Raw genomic sequence first — 17,943 nt, 5'->3', positions numbered from 1 at the left:
ATGATAAAAACTAAACATGTCAATAATTATATAGGAGGTGAGTTTGTGATAAAGAAAATTTTCAGAGTAATTTTCACTATTTTAGGGTTGTTGATTGGATTTGTTTTAGCAGACGGAATAAGAAAAAGTGCTATAGGCAATGAATATTTAACAAACATTTTTTTTAAGGTATCATTTTATGTAATTTTAATTGCTGTTTTTGGAATCATTTTATTTATTCTTTCTCCTTTTATTTATAAATCTATAAGAAAACTTATAACATTTATAGAAAAAGGGATATCTAAATTATCTCCAAGTGAAATAATATTTGGAGCGGGGGGAGCTATAGTAGCTCTAGTATTAGCTTTAGTAATAACGTTGCCATTAAGTAGCTTTTTAAGTGGCTTAAATGAAATGTTAGGACCTATTGTGTCAGTTATCATAAACATAATAGCTATGATTATAGGAGCTGATATAGCTGTTAAGAAAAGAGAAGATATTACAGGATACTTTGAGAATTTTAGAAAAAATCAATCTAAAGAAAAGAAAACAAAGAATTCTTCTAATAAGAAGAATGAGGCTACTCCAAAGGTTTTAGATACATCTGTAATAATTGATGGTAGAATCTTTGATTTATGCCAAACTGGTTTTATAGAGGGAGCTTTAGTAATTCCAACTTTTGTTCTTGATGAATTAAGACACATCTCAGATTGTTCAGATTCTTTAAAAAGAACAAGAGGAAGAAGAGGATTAGATATATTAAATAAAATCCAAAAAGAGCTTCCGATAGAAGTAATCATGTGGGAAGGTGATTTCCCAGAAATAGCAGAGGTTGATATTAAACTTCTAAAATTAGCACAAAAATTAAATGGTAAGGTTGTAACAAATGATTATAACTTAAATAAAGTAGCTGAATTTCAGGGTGTTCCAGTATTAAATATAAATGAATTAGCAAATGCAATTAAGCCAGTAGTATTACCAGGAGAAGAGATGACTCTTACTGTTGTAAAGGATGGAAAAGAATCTGGACAAGGGGTTGCTTATCTTGATGATGGTACTATGATTGTTGTAGAAGGTGGTAGAAAGTACATGGGAAAAGAAATAACAGTAGTTGTAACTTCAGTACTTCAAACTGCAGCAGGAAGAATGATATTTGCTAAATATAAATCTTAAGAGGAATTTAATTATGGGAAAAGTAGTTAGCGTAATATTAGCAGGTGGAAAAGGAAAAAGAATGGGTGCTGAAGTTAGTAAGCAATTCATTGAAATAAATGGTAAGCCTATAATATATTATACTTTAAAAGCTTTTGAGGAGTGTAAAGGTATTGATGAAATAATTCTTGTTCTACCTAAGGATGAAATAGATTATTTTAAAAGAGAAATAGAACCTAGATTTGATTTTAAAATATCTAAAATTATTGAAGGTGGAAAGGAAAGACAGGATTCAGTTTACAATGCATTAAATTCCATAGGAGATTGTGATATTGTTTTAATACATGATGGAGCAAGAGCTTTTGTAAGCAATAAAATAATAGAAGACGGAATAAAGTATTCTAGAGAGTTTGGAGCAGCAGCTCCAGGTGTTATGCCAAAGGACACTATAAAAGTTAAAAATTTAGAAGGATTCTCTGTGGATACACCAAATAGAGCATCTTTAGTAGCTGTTCAAACTCCACAATGCTTTAAATATAATTTAATAAAAAAAGGTCATAACAAAGTTAAAAATGAAAAGATTCAAGTTACGGATGATACTATGATAGTAGAACTTTTAGGAGAAAAAGTTTATCTTTTTGAAGGTGACTATAAAAACATAAAGGTTACAACACCAGAAGACTTAATATTAGCAGAACATTTTGTTAAGTAAGGATCACAAGATAGAGACAGTATATTGACATGTTATTTTTATAAGGATATAATTTTATAAGATTTAAGAAAATTTAATAGTTGTAAAGACTGTGAAAAAGATTAGTAGAAACGCTTATACAGAGAGAAAATACTAGGCTGAGAGATTTTCAACATGTTTTGAACCTACTTTGGAGTCGTAGCAAAAAACTAACCGGGTTTAATACCGTTAACAATGAATAGAGTACAAATTTAGGTGGTACCGCGAAATACAAGCTCGCCCTAAAGTTTTTTAGGGTAGAGCTTTTTTTTATTTTTTAAATGAAATTAATTAAAATATTAAGATTATAAATAGCTTATGAGGAGGTAGTATATTATGAAAATGTCAAATATGTTAGTAGGAACTTTAAGAGAAGTTCCAGCTGAAGCAGAAATAGAAAGTCACAAGCTTATGCTTAGAGCAGGTCTTATGAGAAAGATGGCTGCAGGGATTTATAACTATATGCCTTTAGGATTAAAGGTTATAGAAAATGTTAAAAATATAGTAAGAGAAGAAATGAATAATGCAGGTGCTCAAGAATTCTTAGCATCAGCTTTAATACCAGCTGAGTTATGGCAAGAATCAGGAAGATGGGATGCTTATGGAGCAGAAATGTTTAGATTAAAAGATAGACATAACAGAGATTTTTGCTTAGGACCAACTCACGAAGAGGTATTTACTGATATAGTTAGAAATGAAATAAAGTCATATAAGCAATTACCATTAAATCTTTATCAAATACAAACTAAGTATAGAGATGAAAGAAGACCAAGATTTGGAGTTATGAGATCAAGAGAATTCATAATGAAAGATGGATATAGCTTTGACAAAGATCAAGAAGGATTAGATTTAGCATATGAAAAAATGAGAAAAGCATATGTTAATATATTCAATAGATGTGGATTAGATGCTAAGGCAGTTGCAGCTGATTCAGGAGCTATAGGTGGATCAGGTTCAGCTGAGTTTATGGTTAAATCAGAAGTTGGAGAAGATGATGTAGTATTCTGTACAGCTTGTGATTATGCAGCTAACATAGAAAAAGCTCCATCAACACCAGAACATGCAGAAAAAGAAGAATTAATGGAAGTAGAAAAAGTTGAAACTCCAGCTGTTAAATCAATTGAAGATTTAGCAAAATTCTTTGAATGCTCACCAAAGAAAATAGCAAAAACTTTAATATTCCAAGCTGATGATAAAGTGGTTGCTGTTGTATTAAGAGGAGATAGAGAAGCTAACGAAGTTAAGATAGCTAATGCTATTGGAGAAGTTATAGAATTAGAAATGGCAAGTGAAGAGGCTGTTAAAGAAGCTACTGGCGCAGCTGTTGGATTTGCAGGTCCTATGGGAATAAAAGTAGATATGTTATTAGTTGACCAAGAAGTAGCTAATATGTATAACTTCATAATTGGTGCTAATGAAACTGATATGCACTTAAAAAATGTAAACTATGGAAGAGACTTTGAAGGAATAGTTGGTGACTTTAGAAATGTTACTATAGGAGAAAAATGTCCTGAGTGTGGAAAAGAAATAACTATTTCAAGAGGTACTGAGGTTGGACATATATTCAAACTTGGAACTAAGTATTCAGAGTCTATGGGTGCAACATTTATTGATGAAGATGGAAAAGCTAAACCATTTATAATGGGATGCTATGGAATAGGGGTTACAAGAACTGTAGCTTCAATAATAGAGCAACACAATGACGAAAACGGAATAATATGGCCATTAGAAGTAGCTCCATACCATGTATCAGTTATACCAGCTAATGTTAAAAATGAAGAACAAGCAACTAAAGCTGAAGAAATATACAATGAATTAAGAAAAATGGGAGTTGAAGCTCTACTTGATGATAGAAAAGAAAGAGCAGGAGTTAAATTCAAAGATTCTGAATTAATGGGAATTCCAATGAGAATAACTGTTGGAAAGATGATTGGTGAAGGTCAAGTTGAATTTAAACTTAGAAACGGTGGAGAAGTTGAGACTTTATCTATAGAAGAAGTTTATAATAGAGTAAGAGAAGAATTTGAAAGAGCAAATTTATCTTTATAATTTATAAGATTAACGGAATTGTATATAATTAGAATATAATAATAGAGCTCACCTTATTTAATATAGGGTGAGTTACTAATAATATAAGGTAGGAGGGTCAAGTAGTGATTAAGGTTTATAATACTTTAAACAAGAAAAAAGAAGAATTCATTCCTTTAACTCCAGGAGAAGTTAAAATGTATGTTTGTGGTCCTACTGTGTACAACTTTTTTCACATAGGAAATGGTAGAACATTTATAGTTTTTGATACTATAAGAAGATATTTTGAATACAGAGGATTCAAAGTTGATTTTGTTCAAAACTTTACAGATATAGATGACAAGATGATAAAAAAGGCTAATGAAGAAGGCACTACTGTAAAGAAGATTGGAGATACTTATATAAAAGAGTATTACCAAGATGCAGATGCATTAAATATAGAAAGAGCTACAGTTAATCCAAGAGCTACAGAATTTATTGGAGAGATAATAAAATTTGTTAAGGGATTAGTTGATAAAGGATATGCTTATGAAGTTGATGGAGATGTTTATTTCTCAACTAAGAAGTTTGAGGGATATGGAAAGTTATCAGGACAGAACATAGAAGATCTTCAATCAGGTGCTAGAATAAGTGTTGATGAAAGAAAAAAAGATCCAATGGACTTTGCTATATGGAAAGCTCAAAAACCAGGTGAACCAGCTTGGAATAGTCCTTGGGGAATGGGAAGACCAGGATGGCATATAGAATGCTCATGCATGGCTAAAAAATTATTAGGTGAAACTATAGATATTCATGCTGGTGGATCAGACTTAAAATTCCCTCACCATGAAAATGAAATAGCACAAAGTGAAGCTTTAACAGGTGAACCTTTTGCAAGATATTGGTTACATTCAGCCTTTGTTAATGTAAACAATGAAAAAATGTCAAAATCATTAAATAATTTCTTTACAGCAAGAGAAATATTAGAAAGATATGATGCTGATGTTATAAGATTTTTAATGTTATCAGCTCATTATAGACAACAACTTAACTTTAGTGAAGACTTATTAGAGTCAGCTAAAGCTTCAGTTGAAAGAATATACAATGCTATAGGAAACTTAGAAAACTTAATAGATGAAGTTTCTAGAGAAGAAATGAATGAGGAAGAAAAAGCTTACTTAGAGTCATTAAACAAATATAAAGAAAAATATATTGAAAAAATGGATGACGATTTTAATACAGCAGATGCTATAACGGCTATATTTGATTTAATAAAAGATACTAATACAAATATAACAATTGACTCATCAAAGGAATTAGCTCAAAAAGCTTTAGAGTTAATAAGAGAATTAGGAGCTCCATTAGGAATGTTCCAAAAATCAACTAAAGGAAATCTAGAAGAAGAGATTGAAGCTTTAATAGCTAAGAGACAACAAGCTAGAAAAGATAGAGATTTTACTTTAGCTGATAAAATAAGAGATGAATTAAAAGATAGAGGAATTGTCTTAGAAGATACACCTCAAGGTGTTAGATGGAAGATGATATAATTTAGATAATAAACTTGCAAAGGAACTTTCTTTTGCAAGTTATTATTTTAAAGAATTTTATTTGATAACTATTAAAATAAAAGTAAATTCAATAATTTAAAAAAATCTAAATTTAATCATATTAAAATCTTTGATTGAATTAGATTTGAATTTGTAGTTTAATAGTTTTAAATAAATAAATTCTATATAATTTTTAAATTAAGCTCAAACAAAAGGAGATAAGATATTGAAGAATTTATTATACAGAGAGTTTTCAGAAAGTGAAGCTAGAATGTTAAACCCACTTCAATTAGCTTTAATAGGAGATGGAGTTTACGAAGTTTTTATAAGAAACTATATATTAAGTGAAAATGCAGGTTTATCAGCTCACAAAATACATGTTAAAGCAATACAATATGTAAAAGCTAAGGCACAAAGTGACATAATAAATGCTTTAGAAGATGAGCTAAGGGAAGATGAACTTTATATTTATAAAAGAGGTAGAAATGCTAAGTCAGCAACAGTACCTAAGAATGCAAATGTTAGAGATTATAGAAATGCAACAGGATTTGAGGCTTTAGTAGGTTATTTATATCTTACTGGAAAAGAAGAAAGATTAAATGAGTTCTTATTGAAATGTATAGAAGTTCACGTTTAGGAAGGAGAAATATTAATGTTAAAAGTTAAATTATTACAATATACACCAGAACCAGAAAAGACCATAGCAGCAGCGGCTAAATTATGCTATAGTCCTGTAGGTGTTGATGATATATTAGAAAATTTAACTGATGAAGGCGCGGAAAAGTTTTTAAATATGCTTATGTCATATGGTCATATGTCACCAATAGAGCATGTTTCATTTACTTTTGCAGTAGAAGGAGTTTCAAGAAGCTTAACTCATCAGTTAGTTAGACATAGAATAGCATCTTACTCACAGCAATCTCAAAGATATGTTAAGTTAGATCAATTTGAATACATAGTACCACCAGCTATAGAAAATGATGAAGTTGCTAAAAAGCTATTTATTGACCAAATGCAAGGTGCACAAAAAGCATATGATGAAATAGTTGAAAGATTAAAAGATAAATATATTAGTGAAGGAATTGGTGAAAAACCAGCTGAGAAAAAAGCTATAGAGGATGCAAGATATGTTTTCCCTAATGCTTGTGAAACAAAAATTGTATTTACTATGAATGCTAGAAGTTTAATGAACTTCTTCCATCATAGATGTTGTGATAGAGCTCAATGGGAAATAAGAACTATGGCAGAAAAAATGGTTAATGAAGTTAAAAAGGTTGCCCCAATATTATTTAAGAATGCAGGTCCAAGTTGTGTAGCAGGTCCATGTCCTGAAGGAAAAATGTGTTGTGGAAAGCTTAAAGAGATGAGAACATTATATCTTGGAAAATAGGAATTTTTAAGGAGAGAACAAAATGACAAAGTCAGAAAATAAATATAAACAATTAACTCGTAAGCAAAAGTATGCTTTAGAAAGAGAACAAAGAGCAAGAGAAGAAAAATATGCTAGAAATACTAGAACTTTTGCTGAGGAAGAAGTTAAAGTAAGAGAAGATTTAGTAGAAGGAAGAAACGCTGTTATAGAATTATTAAAGTCAGATAAGACTATAGAGCAAATATTTATAGCTAATGGAAAAATGGAAGGTTCAATAAACAAAATTTTAGGATTAGCTAAAGAAAAGAAAATAGTTGTAAAAGAAGTTGATAGAAAGAAACTTGACTTAATGAGCGAAACTAAAGCTCACCAAGGAGTAATAGCACAAATAACTCCTTTTAAATATAGTACTGTTGAAGATATATTAGATTTAGCTAAAAGTAAAAATGAAGATCCATTCATAGTTATTTTAGATGAATTAGAGGATCCTCATAACTTAGGATCAATAGTAAGAACAGCAGAATTATGTGGTGCACATGGTATCATAATTCCAAAGAGAAGAAATGTTGGAGTAACTGGAACTGTTTATAAAGCTTCTGTAGGAGCTATTGAACATATGAAAATTGCAAAAGTTACTAATATAAATAATGCTATTGAAGAATTAAAGGCTAACAATTTATGGATATATGGAGCTGATATAGCTGGAGAAGAATATAGTTATGAAACAAACTTCAAAGGTGCTTGTGGAATAATAATCGGTAGTGAAGGTAGAGGAATGTCAAACTTAACTAAGAAGAAGTGTGACAAGTTAGTTAAAATTCCAATGGTTGGAAAAATAAATTCTTTAAATGCCTCAGTTGCAGGTGGTATAATGATGTATGAGGTATTAAAATCAAGAATAATAAAGTAGAAAAAGAGTGATGAGATGAGAGTTATATTTATAGATGGTTATAATGTTATAAATAGTTGGCCTAATCTAAAAAAGTCAAAAAATTATAGCTATGATATAGCAAGAACAGAGCTTACAGAAATGCTTGAAAATTATGCTGCTTTTAACTCTTGTAAAATTTATTTAGTTTTTGATGCTCATAAGGTTGCTGGAAATATTGAAAGCAAAGAGTTATCTGGAAATATAATTACTGTCTTTACAAAAGAAGGCGAAATTGCTGATGCATATATTGAGAGAATGGTAGATGAACTAGGAAGAAAAGTAGAAATTGTTGTTGTAACCTCGGATAGGTTAGAACAACAAACTATTTTCCAAAGAGGGGCCGTGAGAATGTCATCTATTGAATTCTACAATGAAGTGTTAAAAGTTCAGGATAACATTAGAAAAAAGGCAGAAAAAAATAAATTAGAATTAGGTAAAAATTTTTTAGGCGATACTTTAGAAGAAAGTGTATTAGAAAAATTAGAAAAAATGAGAAGAGGGTAATATTGACGAAGTCATATATAAACCTTATAATTTATTTGTAATTTATTGGATATTAGATTTTTATCTGGGGGTGTAGAGAATATGGGGATTACTTATGATTTGGCTAAAATCAATAATTATGAAGAATTTAAAGATTTAACAGATAAAGAAGTAGTTATGCTAGCTAAAAATGGTGATAATATGGCTCAAGAATATGTAATAAGTAAGTATGAGCAGTTTGTAAAAGCTAAATCTAAATCATATTTTCTTATAGGAGCAGATAAAGAAGATATATATCAAGAGGGAATGATTGGATTATATAAAGCAATAAGAGATTTTAATCCAGATAAGTTTGCATCATTTAAAAGTTTTGCAGAACTTTGTGTTACAAGGCAGATAATAACTGCTATAAAAACTGCAACAAGGCAAAAACATATCCCATTAAACACTTATATTTCTTTAAGCAAACCTATTTACGAGGAAGAATCTGATAGAACGCTTTTAGATACTGTAGTAGGAATAACAATTACAGATCCTGAATCATTGGTCATAGGTAAAGAAGAGGTTGAAAAAATAGAAAGTGCAATTAATAGTGTGCTTTCTGAACTAGAATTAGAGGTATTAAATTCTTATTTAGATGGTAAATCATATCAAGAAATTGCCTGTGATTTAGATAGAGAAGCTAAATCTATAGATAATGCATTACAACGTGTAAAAAGAAAGCTTGAAAAATGTTTAAACATTAAATAATGCAATTTTTTAAAAGTATTGACAAAGAATTTTATTAGTAGTAAAATTTTTATGGCATAGGTAAATTAAATGAATGTAAGGTGCTCACGTAGCTCAGTCGGCAGAGCGTCGCCTTGGTAAGGCGGAGGTCGTCGGTTCAATCCCGATCGTGAGCTCCAATCCAAAATAAGGAAAATACAACACGCTAGGTAGAGTTTATTTGAATTTTAAAGGAGGAATTTGCAATGTCAAAAGCAAAATTTGAAAGAAGCAAACCACACGTTAACATTGGAACAATCGGTCACGTAGACCACGGTAAAACAACTTTAACAGCAGCTATAACAACAGTTTTAGCACAAGCTGGTGGGGCAGAAGCATTCAAATATGATGAAATAGATAAAGCTCCAGAAGAAAAAGAAAGAGGAATCACAATCAACACAGCACACGTTGAGTACGAAACAGCTAACAGACACTACGCTCACGTTGACTGTCCAGGACATGCTGACTACGTTAAAAACATGATCACTGGAGCAGCTCAAATGGACGGAGCTATATTAGTTTGTTCAGCAGCTGATGGTCCAATGCCTCAAACAAGAGAGCACATCTTATTATCATCAAGAGTTGGAGTTGACCACATCGTAGTATTCTTAAACAAAGCAGATATGGTTGACGACGAAGAATTATTAGAATTAGTTGAAATGGAAGTTAGAGAGTTATTAAGCGAGTACAACTTCCCAGGAGACGACATTCCAGTAATCAAAGGATCAGCTTTAGTAGCATTAGAAAACCCAACTGACGAAGCTGCAACAGCTTGTATCAGAGAGTTAATGGATGCTGTAGATAGCTACATCCCAACACCAGAAAGAGCAACAGATAAGCCATTCTTAATGCCAGTAGAGGACGTATTCACAATCACTGGTAGAGGAACAGTTGCAACAGGAAGAGTTGAAAGAGGAGTTCTACATGTAGGAGACGAAGTAGAAGTAATCGGATTAACTGAAGAAAGAAGAAAAACTGTTGTAACAGGAATCGAAATGTTCAGAAAGTTATTAGATGAAGCACAAGCTGGAGATAACATCGGAGCATTATTAAGAGGTATCCAAAGAACTGACATCGAAAGAGGTCAAGTTTTAGCACAAGTTGGAACAATCAACCCACACAAAAAATTCGTAGGTCAAGTATACGTACTTAAAAAAGAAGAAGGTGGAAGACATACTCCATTCTTCGATGGATACAGACCACAATTCTACTTCAGAACAACAGACGTTACAGGATCAATCAAATTACCAGAAGGAATGGAAATGGTTATGCCTGGAGACCACATCGACATGGAAGTTGAATTAATCACAGAAATCGCTATGGATGAAGGATTAAGATTCGCTATCAGAGAAGGTGGAAGAACTGTAGGTTCAGGAGTTGTTACTTCAATAATCGAGTAGTTTTAAGCAAAATAACATATAGTTTATCATAATAAGGACTGGGTTAAATAACCTAGTCCTTTACATAGCCAACGTTTGTTGACACTTGTGTATATTTATGATAATGTATTTTAGTAATTAACTAGCAGTGTATTGGTAGATAGAACTACTTTTAATATACAACAAAACTGGAGGTGCTGAACGTGAGAGTAAAAGTAACTTTAGCATGTACTGAGTGCAAGCAAAGAAACTACAACACTATGAAAAATAAGAAAAACGATCCTAATAGAATAGAGATGAAAAAATACTGCAAATTCTGTAAGACTCATACTCTTCACAGAGAAACTAAGTAGTGTTTTGGATAGAAAATTCTAATGCATTATTATGGTGTTAAGGATGTGAATTTATGGCTGCAAAGCAAAATGTAAATGAAAAAAGCAGAGGCTTTGGTATAACAAAGTTCTTTAGAGGGGTTAAGGCTGAAATCAAAAGAATAACTTGGCCACCAAAAGAAGAAGCTAAAAAGGCCATTATTGCAGTAATTGTATTTACTGTAATATCTATTGCTTTAATAGGAGTAATGGATTTTGTATTTAAGAACCTCTTTGAGTTAGTGTTTGGACTTAAATAATATAAGGGAGGTTTGGTGATTTATTCACCGGTATGATATGAGTGATAGAGCTAGATGGTACGTAGTACACACATATTCAGGATACGAAAATAAAGTTAAAGCAAATCTTGAGAAGACTATAGAGAACAGAAACTTAGAATCTTTAATCTTAGACATTCAAGTTCCTATGGAAGAGAGTGCAGAAGAAAAAGATGGTAAGATAAAAGTTACTTTAAAGAAAAAATTCCCAGGATATGTTATAGTAAACATGGTTATGACAGATGAATCTTGGTATGTCGTAAGAAATACAAGAGGAGTAACTGGATTTGTAGGTCCAGGGTCAAAACCTGTACCACTTACCGATGAAGAGGTAGAATCTATGGGAGTAATGAAAACTGCTATGGATATCGACTTGGAGGTAGGAGAAACTATAAACATTATTTCAGGAGCTTTAAGTGGTTTTGCTGCTATAATCCAAGAAATAAATGTTGAAAAAGGCAAAATAAAAGCCTTAGTAGATATGTTCGGTAGAGAAACTCTAGCTGAACTAGATTTTAATCAAGTAGAAAAATTAGATTAAAAATCAGACTAACGTCTCGATCAAGTGGGAGGGCGGAAGTCCGATAATTACCACAGTATAGGAGGAATAAACTCATGGCTAAGAAAGTAACAGGAATGATAAAACTTCAACTTCCTGCAGGAAAAGCAACACCAGCACCACCAGTAGGACCAGCTTTAGGTCAACACGGTGTAAACATAATGGGATTCTGTAAAGAATTCAACGCAAAGACTGCTGATAAAGCTGGCTTAATAATACCAGTTGTAATAACTGTATATCAAGACAGATCATTCAGCTTCATATTAAAAACTCCACCAGCTGCAGTTCTTATAAAGAAAGAATTAGGCTTAGAAAGTGGATCAGGTGTTCCAAACAGAACTAAAGTTGGAAACATCACTAAAGAGCAAATAAGAAAAATTGCTGAATTAAAAATGCCAGACTTAAATGCTGCAACAATCGAAACTGCAATGAGCATGATCGAAGGTACTGCTAGAAGTATGGGTGTAGTAGTAGTAGAATAATTTATTCAAATCGGTGGGAGGTAAAAACCGCTAATACCACAAAGGAGGATTATATTAATGGGAAAGAAATATATTGAAAGTTCAAAATTAATAGATAAAAATGCATTATATACTCCAGCAGAAGCTTTAGAGCTTGCTGTTAAAACTGCAAAAGCTAAATTCGATGAAACTATCGAATTACACGTAAGATTAGGTGTAGACCCAAGACATGCTGACCAACAAGTTAGAGGAGCTGTTGTTCTTCCACACGGAACTGGTAAAGATGTTAAAGTTTTAGTTTTCGCTAAAGGTGAGAAAGCTAAAGAAGCTGAAGCTGCAGGAGCAGATTTCGTTGGAGCTGACGAATTAGTACAAAAAATTCAAGGTGAAAACTGGTTTGATTATGATGTAGTTGTTGCTACTCCAGATATGATGGGTGTAGTTGGTAGATTAGGTAGAGTATTAGGACCAAAAGGTTTAATGCCAAACCCAAAATCAGGAACAGTTACATTTGACGTAGCTAACGCTATAAAAGAAATCAAAGCAGGTAAAGTTGAATATAGAGTAGATAAGACTGCTATAGTTCACTGCCCAATAGGAAAGAAATCTTTCGGAACTGAGAAATTAGTTGAAAACTTCAAAGCTTTAATGGATGCTTTAGTAAAAGCTAAACCAGCTGCTGCTAAAGGACAATACTTAAAATCAGTTTCAGTTTCAGCTACTATGGGACCTGGAGCTAAAGTTAACCCAGCTAAAGTTTTAGATTAATTTTAATAAAGTGCTTGACATAAGTTTAAGTGCATGTTAAAATAATTTTTGTTGAAAAAGTGAATGAAAGTTTCCGTAGACAGTAGGTGCTGAAAGGCATAACGTAGAACAACCTACCGAGGGCAATTATAGTGTATATAATAGTCTTCCTATGTCTACGGGAAGACTTTTCTTATTATATAAAGCAGTTAACTAAACTGTGAGGAGGTGGACACAGTGAACAAAAACAGACAATTAAAAGAAGCTAAAGTTGCAGAGATAAAAGAGAAATTAGAAAAAGCTCAATCAGTTGTACTTGCTAGCTACCAAGGTTTAACAGTAGAACAAGATACAAACTTAAGAAAGAGCTTAAGAGAAGCAGGTGTTGAGTACAAAGTTTACAAAAACACACTAGTTACTCTAGCTGCAAAAGAATTAGGTTTTGATGGAATAGTTGAATACTTAGAAGGTCCAGTTTCAATAGCTTTCGGTTACGAAGATGCTACTGCTCCAGCTAGAATCCTTAACGATTTCGCTAAGGAAAACAAAAAGCTTGAGTTAAAAGCTGCTATAGTAGAAGGAACAGTTTACAACAAAGAGCAAACTGAGCAACTTGCTGCTATACCTTCAAGAGAAGTGTTACTTGCAAAACTTCTTGGAAGTATCAAGTCACCACTATCAAACTTTGCATACTTATTAAGTGCAATAGCAGACAAAAAAGAAGAATCTGCTGAATAATTAATAAAAATAAAAATTTAAAAAACAGGAAAGAAAATTTCGGAGGTGCGAATCATGACAAAAGAGCAAATCATAGAAGCTATAAAAGAAATGAGTGTTTTAGAATTAAACGAGTTAGTTAAAGCTTGTGAAGAAGAATTCGGAGTAAGCGCTGCTGCTCCAGTTGCTGTTGTAGGCGGAGCTGCTGCAGGTGCTGCTGCAGAAGAAAAATCAGAGTTTGACGTAGTATTAACTAATGCTGGTGCAAACAAAATAAAAGTAATCAAAGCAGTTAGAGAATTAACTGGTTTAGGATTAAAAGAAGCTAAAGAAATAGTTGATGGAGCTCCTAAAACATTAAAAGAAGCTGTAGCTAAAGAAGAAGCTGAAGACATGAAAGCTAAATTAGCTGAAGTTGGAGCTGAAGTAGAGCTTAAGTAATTAAAGCTTAATTTTAAAATATTAAAAGAGGTACTTAGTAGTGCCTCTTTTTTTTAACTCAAGAGATTGGGCGTAAAAAATAATTTAAAGTAAATTTTTTTAGAATATTGACAACGGGTATTGCCTATGATACCATAAGTAAATGTACTATTGTGTAATAGTATAAAGTTGAATATGAATTTTATGTATACTACATTAAAAAATGGGTATACTAAAAAGATGATATTGTATGTAATCCGAAAGCATAGGTCCTTAGGGAAAGTATGCTTTTGGCTATTTTAGTTTATACAAGGGGTGAAAGTTGATGGTACATCCTGTCCAAGTTGGAAAAAGAACGAGAATGAGCTTTGCAAAAGTCAAAGACGTGGCTGAAATGCCAAACCTAATTGAAATTCAATTAGATTCTTACAAATGGTTTTTAGATGCAGGACTTTATGAAGTTTTTGATGATATTAATCCTATCTCAAACTTTACTGGAAATCTTGTACTTGAGTTTGTAGGGTACACTCTAGATATGGATAACATAAAATATTCAGTTGAAGAGTGTAAAGAAAGAGACACTACTTATGCTGCACCGCTAAAAGTAGCTGTAAGACTTCAAAACAAAGAAACTGGAGAAATAAAAGAACAAGAGGTATTTATGGGAGATTTCCCATTAATGACAGAGCAAGGAACTTTTATAATCAATGGTGCCGAAAGAGTTATTGTTTCTCAGTTAGTAAGATCACCAGGTGTTTACTACAATTATAATGTAGATAAAACTGGTAAAAAACTGTTCTCTGCAACAGTAATACCTAACAGAGGTGCATGGTTAGAGTATGAAACAGATTCAAATGATGTTATCTATGTAAGAATAGATAAAACAAGAAAACTTCCTATAAGTATACTAGGAAGAGCTATGGGTTTTGGAAGCGATCAAGAACTTCTTGAGTATTTTGGTGAAGAAGAAAGATTCAAAGCTACAATAGAAAAAGATAATACTAAGACTAAAGAAGAAGCATTATTAGAAATCTATAAGAGATTAAGACCAGGTGAACCACCTACAGTTGATAGTGCAATTAGTTTAATAGATTCTTTATTCTTCGATGCTAAGAGATACGACTTATCAAGAGTTGGTAGATACAAGTTTAACAAAAAACTTGCAATTGGTTTAAGAATAGCTAACCAAATAGCAGCAGAAGATATAGTAGATAAATTAACTGGTGAAGTTTTAGTTGCAAAAGGTGAAAAAATATCAAGAGCTAATGCTGAAGAAATCCAAAATAGAGGAATAAATTCAGTTGATGTTTTAGTTGAAGACAGAGTAATTAGAATTATTGGTAACCACTTTGTAGATATACATAAGTGTGTGGACTTCGATATATCAGATTTAAATATCAGAGAATTAGTTCACTACCCAACATTAAGAGAGATCTTAGATAACTATTCTGATGAAGAAACTATAAAAGAAGAAATCAAAAAGAATATGACAAGACTTATTCCTAAGCACATCATCAAAGATGATATATTCGCTACAATAAGTTACCAAATTGGCTTAGCTTATAATATTGGATATGTTGATGATATAGACCACTTAGGAAACAGAAGATTAAGAAGTGTTGGTGAGCTTTTACAAAATCAATTTAGAATTGGTTTATCAAGAATGGAAAGAGTAGTTAAAGAGAGAATGACTATTCAAGACCAAGAAGCTATAACACCACAACAATTAATCAATATAAGACCAGTAGCAGCAGCTATAAAAGAGTTCTTTGGAAGCTCACAGTTATCACAGTTCATGGATCAAACAAACCCATTATCTGAGTTAACTCATAAGAGAAGATTATCAGCTCTTGGACCAGGAGGTCTTTCAAGAGAAAGAGCTGGTTTCGAAGTTAGAGACGTTCACCACTCTCATTATGGTAGAATGTGTCCTATCGAGACTCCAGAGGGACCAAACATAGGTCTTATAAACTCATTAGCTACATATGCTAAAGTTAATGAGTATGGCTTTATTGAAACTCCTTATAGAGTTGTAGATAAAGCAGAAGGTAGAGTAACTGGTGAAATAAGATACTTTACTGCAGATGAGGAAGACCAATACCTAGTAGCTCAGGCTAATGAACCATTAGACGAAAATGGATGCTTTATTGATAAGAAAGTAACTGTTAGAGATAAAGGTGAGGTATTAGTAGTTCCAAGTAAGGATGTTGACTTAATGGACGTTTCTCCAAGACAGCTAGTATCTGTTGCAACAGCAATGATACCTTTCTTAGAGAACGACGACGCATCAAGAGCCCTAATGGGATCAAACATGCAACGTCAAGCAGTTCCTTTATTAAAACCATATGCTCCAATAGTTGGTACTGGAATAGAATACAAAGCAGCTGTAGATTCAGGGGTTCTTCCTAAAGCTAAAAATGCTGGTGAAGTAGTTTATGTAAGTGCTAACGAAGTAAGAGTTAAGAGAGAATTAGATGGTGGTGTTGATACTTATAGACTTCTTAAATTCAAGAGAAGTAACCAAGGTACTTGTATAAACCAAAGACCAATAGTGGCTAAAGGTGACTGGGTACTTAAAGGTGAAGTATTAGCAGATGGACCTTCAACTGATTTAGGAGAAATAGCTTTAGGTAAAAACATAAGAATGGGATTCATTACTTGGGAAGGATATAACTACGAGGATGCTATGCTTATCTCAGAAGAGTTAGTTAGAGAAGACGTATTTACATCAATCCATATAGAAGAATATGAATGCGAAGCTAGAGATACTAAATTAGGACCAGAAGAAATAACTAGAGATATTCCAAACGTAAGTGAGGATGCTTTAAAAGATATAGATGAAAGAGGTATAATCAGAATCGGTGCTGAGGTAAGATCAGGAGATATTCTTGTTGGTAAAGTAACACCAAAAGGAGAAACTGAACTTACTGCTGAGGAAAGATTATTAAGAGCTATCTTTGGTGAAAAAGCTAGAGAAGTTAGAGATACTTCTTTAAGAGTTCCACACGGGGAAGCTGGTATAATAGTAGATGTAAAAGTATTTACAAGAGAAAATGGTGATGATTTATCACCAGGAGTTAATGAACTTGTAAGATGTTACATTGCTCAAAAGAGAAAAATATCTGTTGGAGATAAGATGGCTGGTCGTCACGGTAACAAAGGGGTTATCTCAAGAGTATTACCAGAAGAAGATATGCCATTCTTACCAGATGGTAGACCACTTCAAATATGCTTAAACCCACTAGGGGTTCCATCTCGTATGAACATCGGTCAGGTATTAGAGGTTCACTTAGGATGGGCTGCAAGTGCATTAGGATGGCACATTGCTACACCAGTATTTGATGGTGCTACAGAAACTGATATAGAAGATTGCTTAGAAAAAGCAGGATACAATAGAAACGGAAAAACAGTTTTAAGAGATGGTAGAACTGGTGAAGAGTTTGATAACGAAGTAACAGTTGGTATAATGTACATCTTAAAACTTGCTCACTTAGTTGATGATAAGATCCATGCTAGATCAACAGGACCTTACTCATTAGTAACTCAACAGCCACTTGGTGGTAAGGCACAATTCGGAGGACAAAGATTCGGAGAGATGGAGGTTTGGGCATTAGAAGCATACGGTGCTGCTCATACTCTTCAAGAAATACTTACTGTTAAGTCAGATGATGTTGTAGGTAGAGTTAAAACTTACGAAGCTATTGTTAAAGGTGAAAACATTCCTGAACCAGGAGTGCCAGAATCATTTAAGGTTCTTATTAAAGAACTTCAAGCTTTATGCTTAGACGTTAAAGTTTTAAATGATAATAACCAAGAAGTTAAATTCAAAGAATTAGCTGAAGATGATGATGAAATCGAAGTATTAGAAGTTAACATGGAAGGTACTGAAGATTCAACAACAGAAGAAGCTAAAGAGGAAAAAGGGGAAGCATACATCCCAGCAGAAGAAATTGATGAAGAAATAGACTATGAAAACATAGACTTATTAGACTTCACAAGTGATTTAGACATAGAAGATGATTTTAACTAGGATATAAAGTGT

18 protein-coding genes, 1 tRNA gene and 1 other annotated feature are annotated in these 17,943 nt (G+C 32.6%); all 19 genes read left to right on the top strand.

Annotated features, from left to right (window positions below):
• Window positions 1-45 precede the first annotated feature (45 nt).
• The 19 genes from GOM42_RS13440 (at window position 46) to rpoB (ending at window position 17,931) form a co-directional block, all read left to right on the top strand.
• Window positions 46-1,152 (top strand): PIN/TRAM domain-containing protein, encoded by a 1,107-nt coding sequence (locus tag GOM42_RS13440; protein WP_003459365.1) that lies wholly within the window; start codon window positions 46-48, stop codon window positions 1,150-1,152.
• 13 nt (window positions 1,153-1,165) lie between these two features.
• A complete protein-coding gene (ispD, locus tag GOM42_RS13435) occupies window positions 1,166-1,843 on the top strand; it encodes a 2-C-methyl-D-erythritol 4-phosphate cytidylyltransferase (protein ID WP_003459324.1) in 678 nt (225 codons plus the stop codon).
• A gap of 354 nt (window positions 1,844-2,197) precedes the next feature.
• Complete coding sequence (locus GOM42_RS13430; protein ID WP_003459370.1) at window positions 2,198-3,910, top strand: proline--tRNA ligase; 1,713 nt, start codon at window positions 2,198-2,200, stop codon at window positions 3,908-3,910.
• A gap of 107 nt (window positions 3,911-4,017) precedes the next feature.
• On the top strand, window positions 4,018-5,415 hold the full coding sequence (gene cysS, locus GOM42_RS13425) for a cysteine--tRNA ligase (protein WP_025648643.1): 1,398 nt from the start codon (window positions 4,018-4,020) through the stop codon (window positions 5,413-5,415).
• A gap of 226 nt (window positions 5,416-5,641) precedes the next feature.
• The gene (locus GOM42_RS13420; protein ID WP_003459297.1) at window positions 5,642-6,052 is read left to right on the top strand and encodes a ribonuclease III domain-containing protein; all 411 of its coding nucleotides are present in this window, start codon (window positions 5,642-5,644) and stop codon (window positions 6,050-6,052) included.
• 15 nt (window positions 6,053-6,067) lie between these two features.
• Entirely contained in the window at window positions 6,068-6,805 is a 738-nt protein-coding gene (thyX, locus tag GOM42_RS13415; protein ID WP_003452247.1) for an FAD-dependent thymidylate synthase, read from the top strand.
• 22 nt (window positions 6,806-6,827) lie between these two features.
• Complete coding sequence (rlmB, locus tag GOM42_RS13410; RefSeq protein ID WP_003459298.1) at window positions 6,828-7,697, top strand: 23S rRNA (guanosine(2251)-2'-O)-methyltransferase RlmB; 870 nt, start codon at window positions 6,828-6,830, stop codon at window positions 7,695-7,697.
• A 15-nt stretch (window positions 7,698-7,712) separates the two neighbouring features.
• Window positions 7,713-8,222: an NYN domain-containing protein gene (locus GOM42_RS13405; protein WP_003459316.1), complete on the top strand. Its 510-nt coding sequence runs from the start codon at window positions 7,713-7,715 to the stop codon at window positions 8,220-8,222.
• Between the two features lie 81 nt (window positions 8,223-8,303).
• The gene (gene sigH / locus GOM42_RS13400; RefSeq protein ID WP_003459372.1) at window positions 8,304-8,951 is read left to right on the top strand and encodes an RNA polymerase sporulation sigma factor SigH; all 648 of its coding nucleotides are present in this window, start codon (window positions 8,304-8,306) and stop codon (window positions 8,949-8,951) included.
• A gap of 82 nt (window positions 8,952-9,033) precedes the next feature.
• Window positions 9,034-9,109, top strand: a tRNA-Thr gene (locus GOM42_RS13395).
• Between the two features lie 66 nt (window positions 9,110-9,175).
• Window positions 9,176-10,369, top strand: coding sequence for an elongation factor Tu (gene tuf, locus GOM42_RS13390; RefSeq protein ID WP_003452162.1), 1,194 nt, complete (start codon window positions 9,176-9,178; stop codon window positions 10,367-10,369).
• Between the two features lie 182 nt (window positions 10,370-10,551).
• A complete protein-coding gene (gene rpmG / locus GOM42_RS13385; protein WP_003482374.1) occupies window positions 10,552-10,701 on the top strand; it encodes a 50S ribosomal protein L33 in 150 nt (49 codons plus the stop codon).
• A 53-nt stretch (window positions 10,702-10,754) separates the two neighbouring features.
• Window positions 10,755-10,979, top strand: a complete 225-nt coding sequence (gene secE / locus GOM42_RS13380) for a preprotein translocase subunit SecE (protein ID WP_003479237.1) — start codon at window positions 10,755-10,757, stop codon at window positions 10,977-10,979.
• A gap of 37 nt (window positions 10,980-11,016) precedes the next feature.
• Window positions 11,017-11,538, top strand: coding sequence for a transcription termination/antitermination protein NusG (gene nusG / locus GOM42_RS13375; RefSeq protein ID WP_003452167.1), 522 nt, complete (start codon window positions 11,017-11,019; stop codon window positions 11,536-11,538).
• Between the two features lie 74 nt (window positions 11,539-11,612).
• Window positions 11,613-12,038: a 50S ribosomal protein L11 gene (gene rplK / locus GOM42_RS13370; RefSeq protein ID WP_003452181.1), complete on the top strand. Its 426-nt coding sequence runs from the start codon at window positions 11,613-11,615 to the stop codon at window positions 12,036-12,038.
• A 57-nt stretch (window positions 12,039-12,095) separates the two neighbouring features.
• The gene (gene rplA / locus GOM42_RS13365) at window positions 12,096-12,785 is read left to right on the top strand and encodes a 50S ribosomal protein L1 (RefSeq protein WP_003452172.1); all 690 of its coding nucleotides are present in this window, start codon (window positions 12,096-12,098) and stop codon (window positions 12,783-12,785) included.
• Window positions 12,786-12,840: 55 nt separating this feature from the next.
• Window positions 12,841-12,967, top strand: a sequence feature (ribosomal protein L10 leader region).
• Window positions 12,968-13,001: 34 nt separating this feature from the next.
• The gene (rplJ, locus tag GOM42_RS13360) at window positions 13,002-13,502 is read left to right on the top strand and encodes a 50S ribosomal protein L10 (protein WP_003452177.1); all 501 of its coding nucleotides are present in this window, start codon (window positions 13,002-13,004) and stop codon (window positions 13,500-13,502) included.
• A gap of 54 nt (window positions 13,503-13,556) precedes the next feature.
• Window positions 13,557-13,922, top strand: coding sequence for a 50S ribosomal protein L7/L12 (rplL, locus tag GOM42_RS13355; RefSeq protein ID WP_003452170.1), 366 nt, complete (start codon window positions 13,557-13,559; stop codon window positions 13,920-13,922).
• A 304-nt stretch (window positions 13,923-14,226) separates the two neighbouring features.
• Window positions 14,227-17,931, top strand: a complete 3,705-nt coding sequence (gene rpoB / locus GOM42_RS13350; RefSeq protein WP_003460611.1) for a DNA-directed RNA polymerase subunit beta — start codon at window positions 14,227-14,229, stop codon at window positions 17,929-17,931.
• Window positions 17,932-17,943: the final 12 nt, after the last annotated feature.

Origin of the sequence: Clostridium sp. 16K-1-R1 (assembly GCF_023921145.1) — a bacterium.
Taxonomy (GTDB): Bacteria; Bacillota; Clostridia; order Clostridiales; family Clostridiaceae; genus Sarcina; species Sarcina perfringens.
Note: the sequence above shows the minus strand (reverse complement) of the source record. Positions and strands in the feature narration are given on the sequence as shown.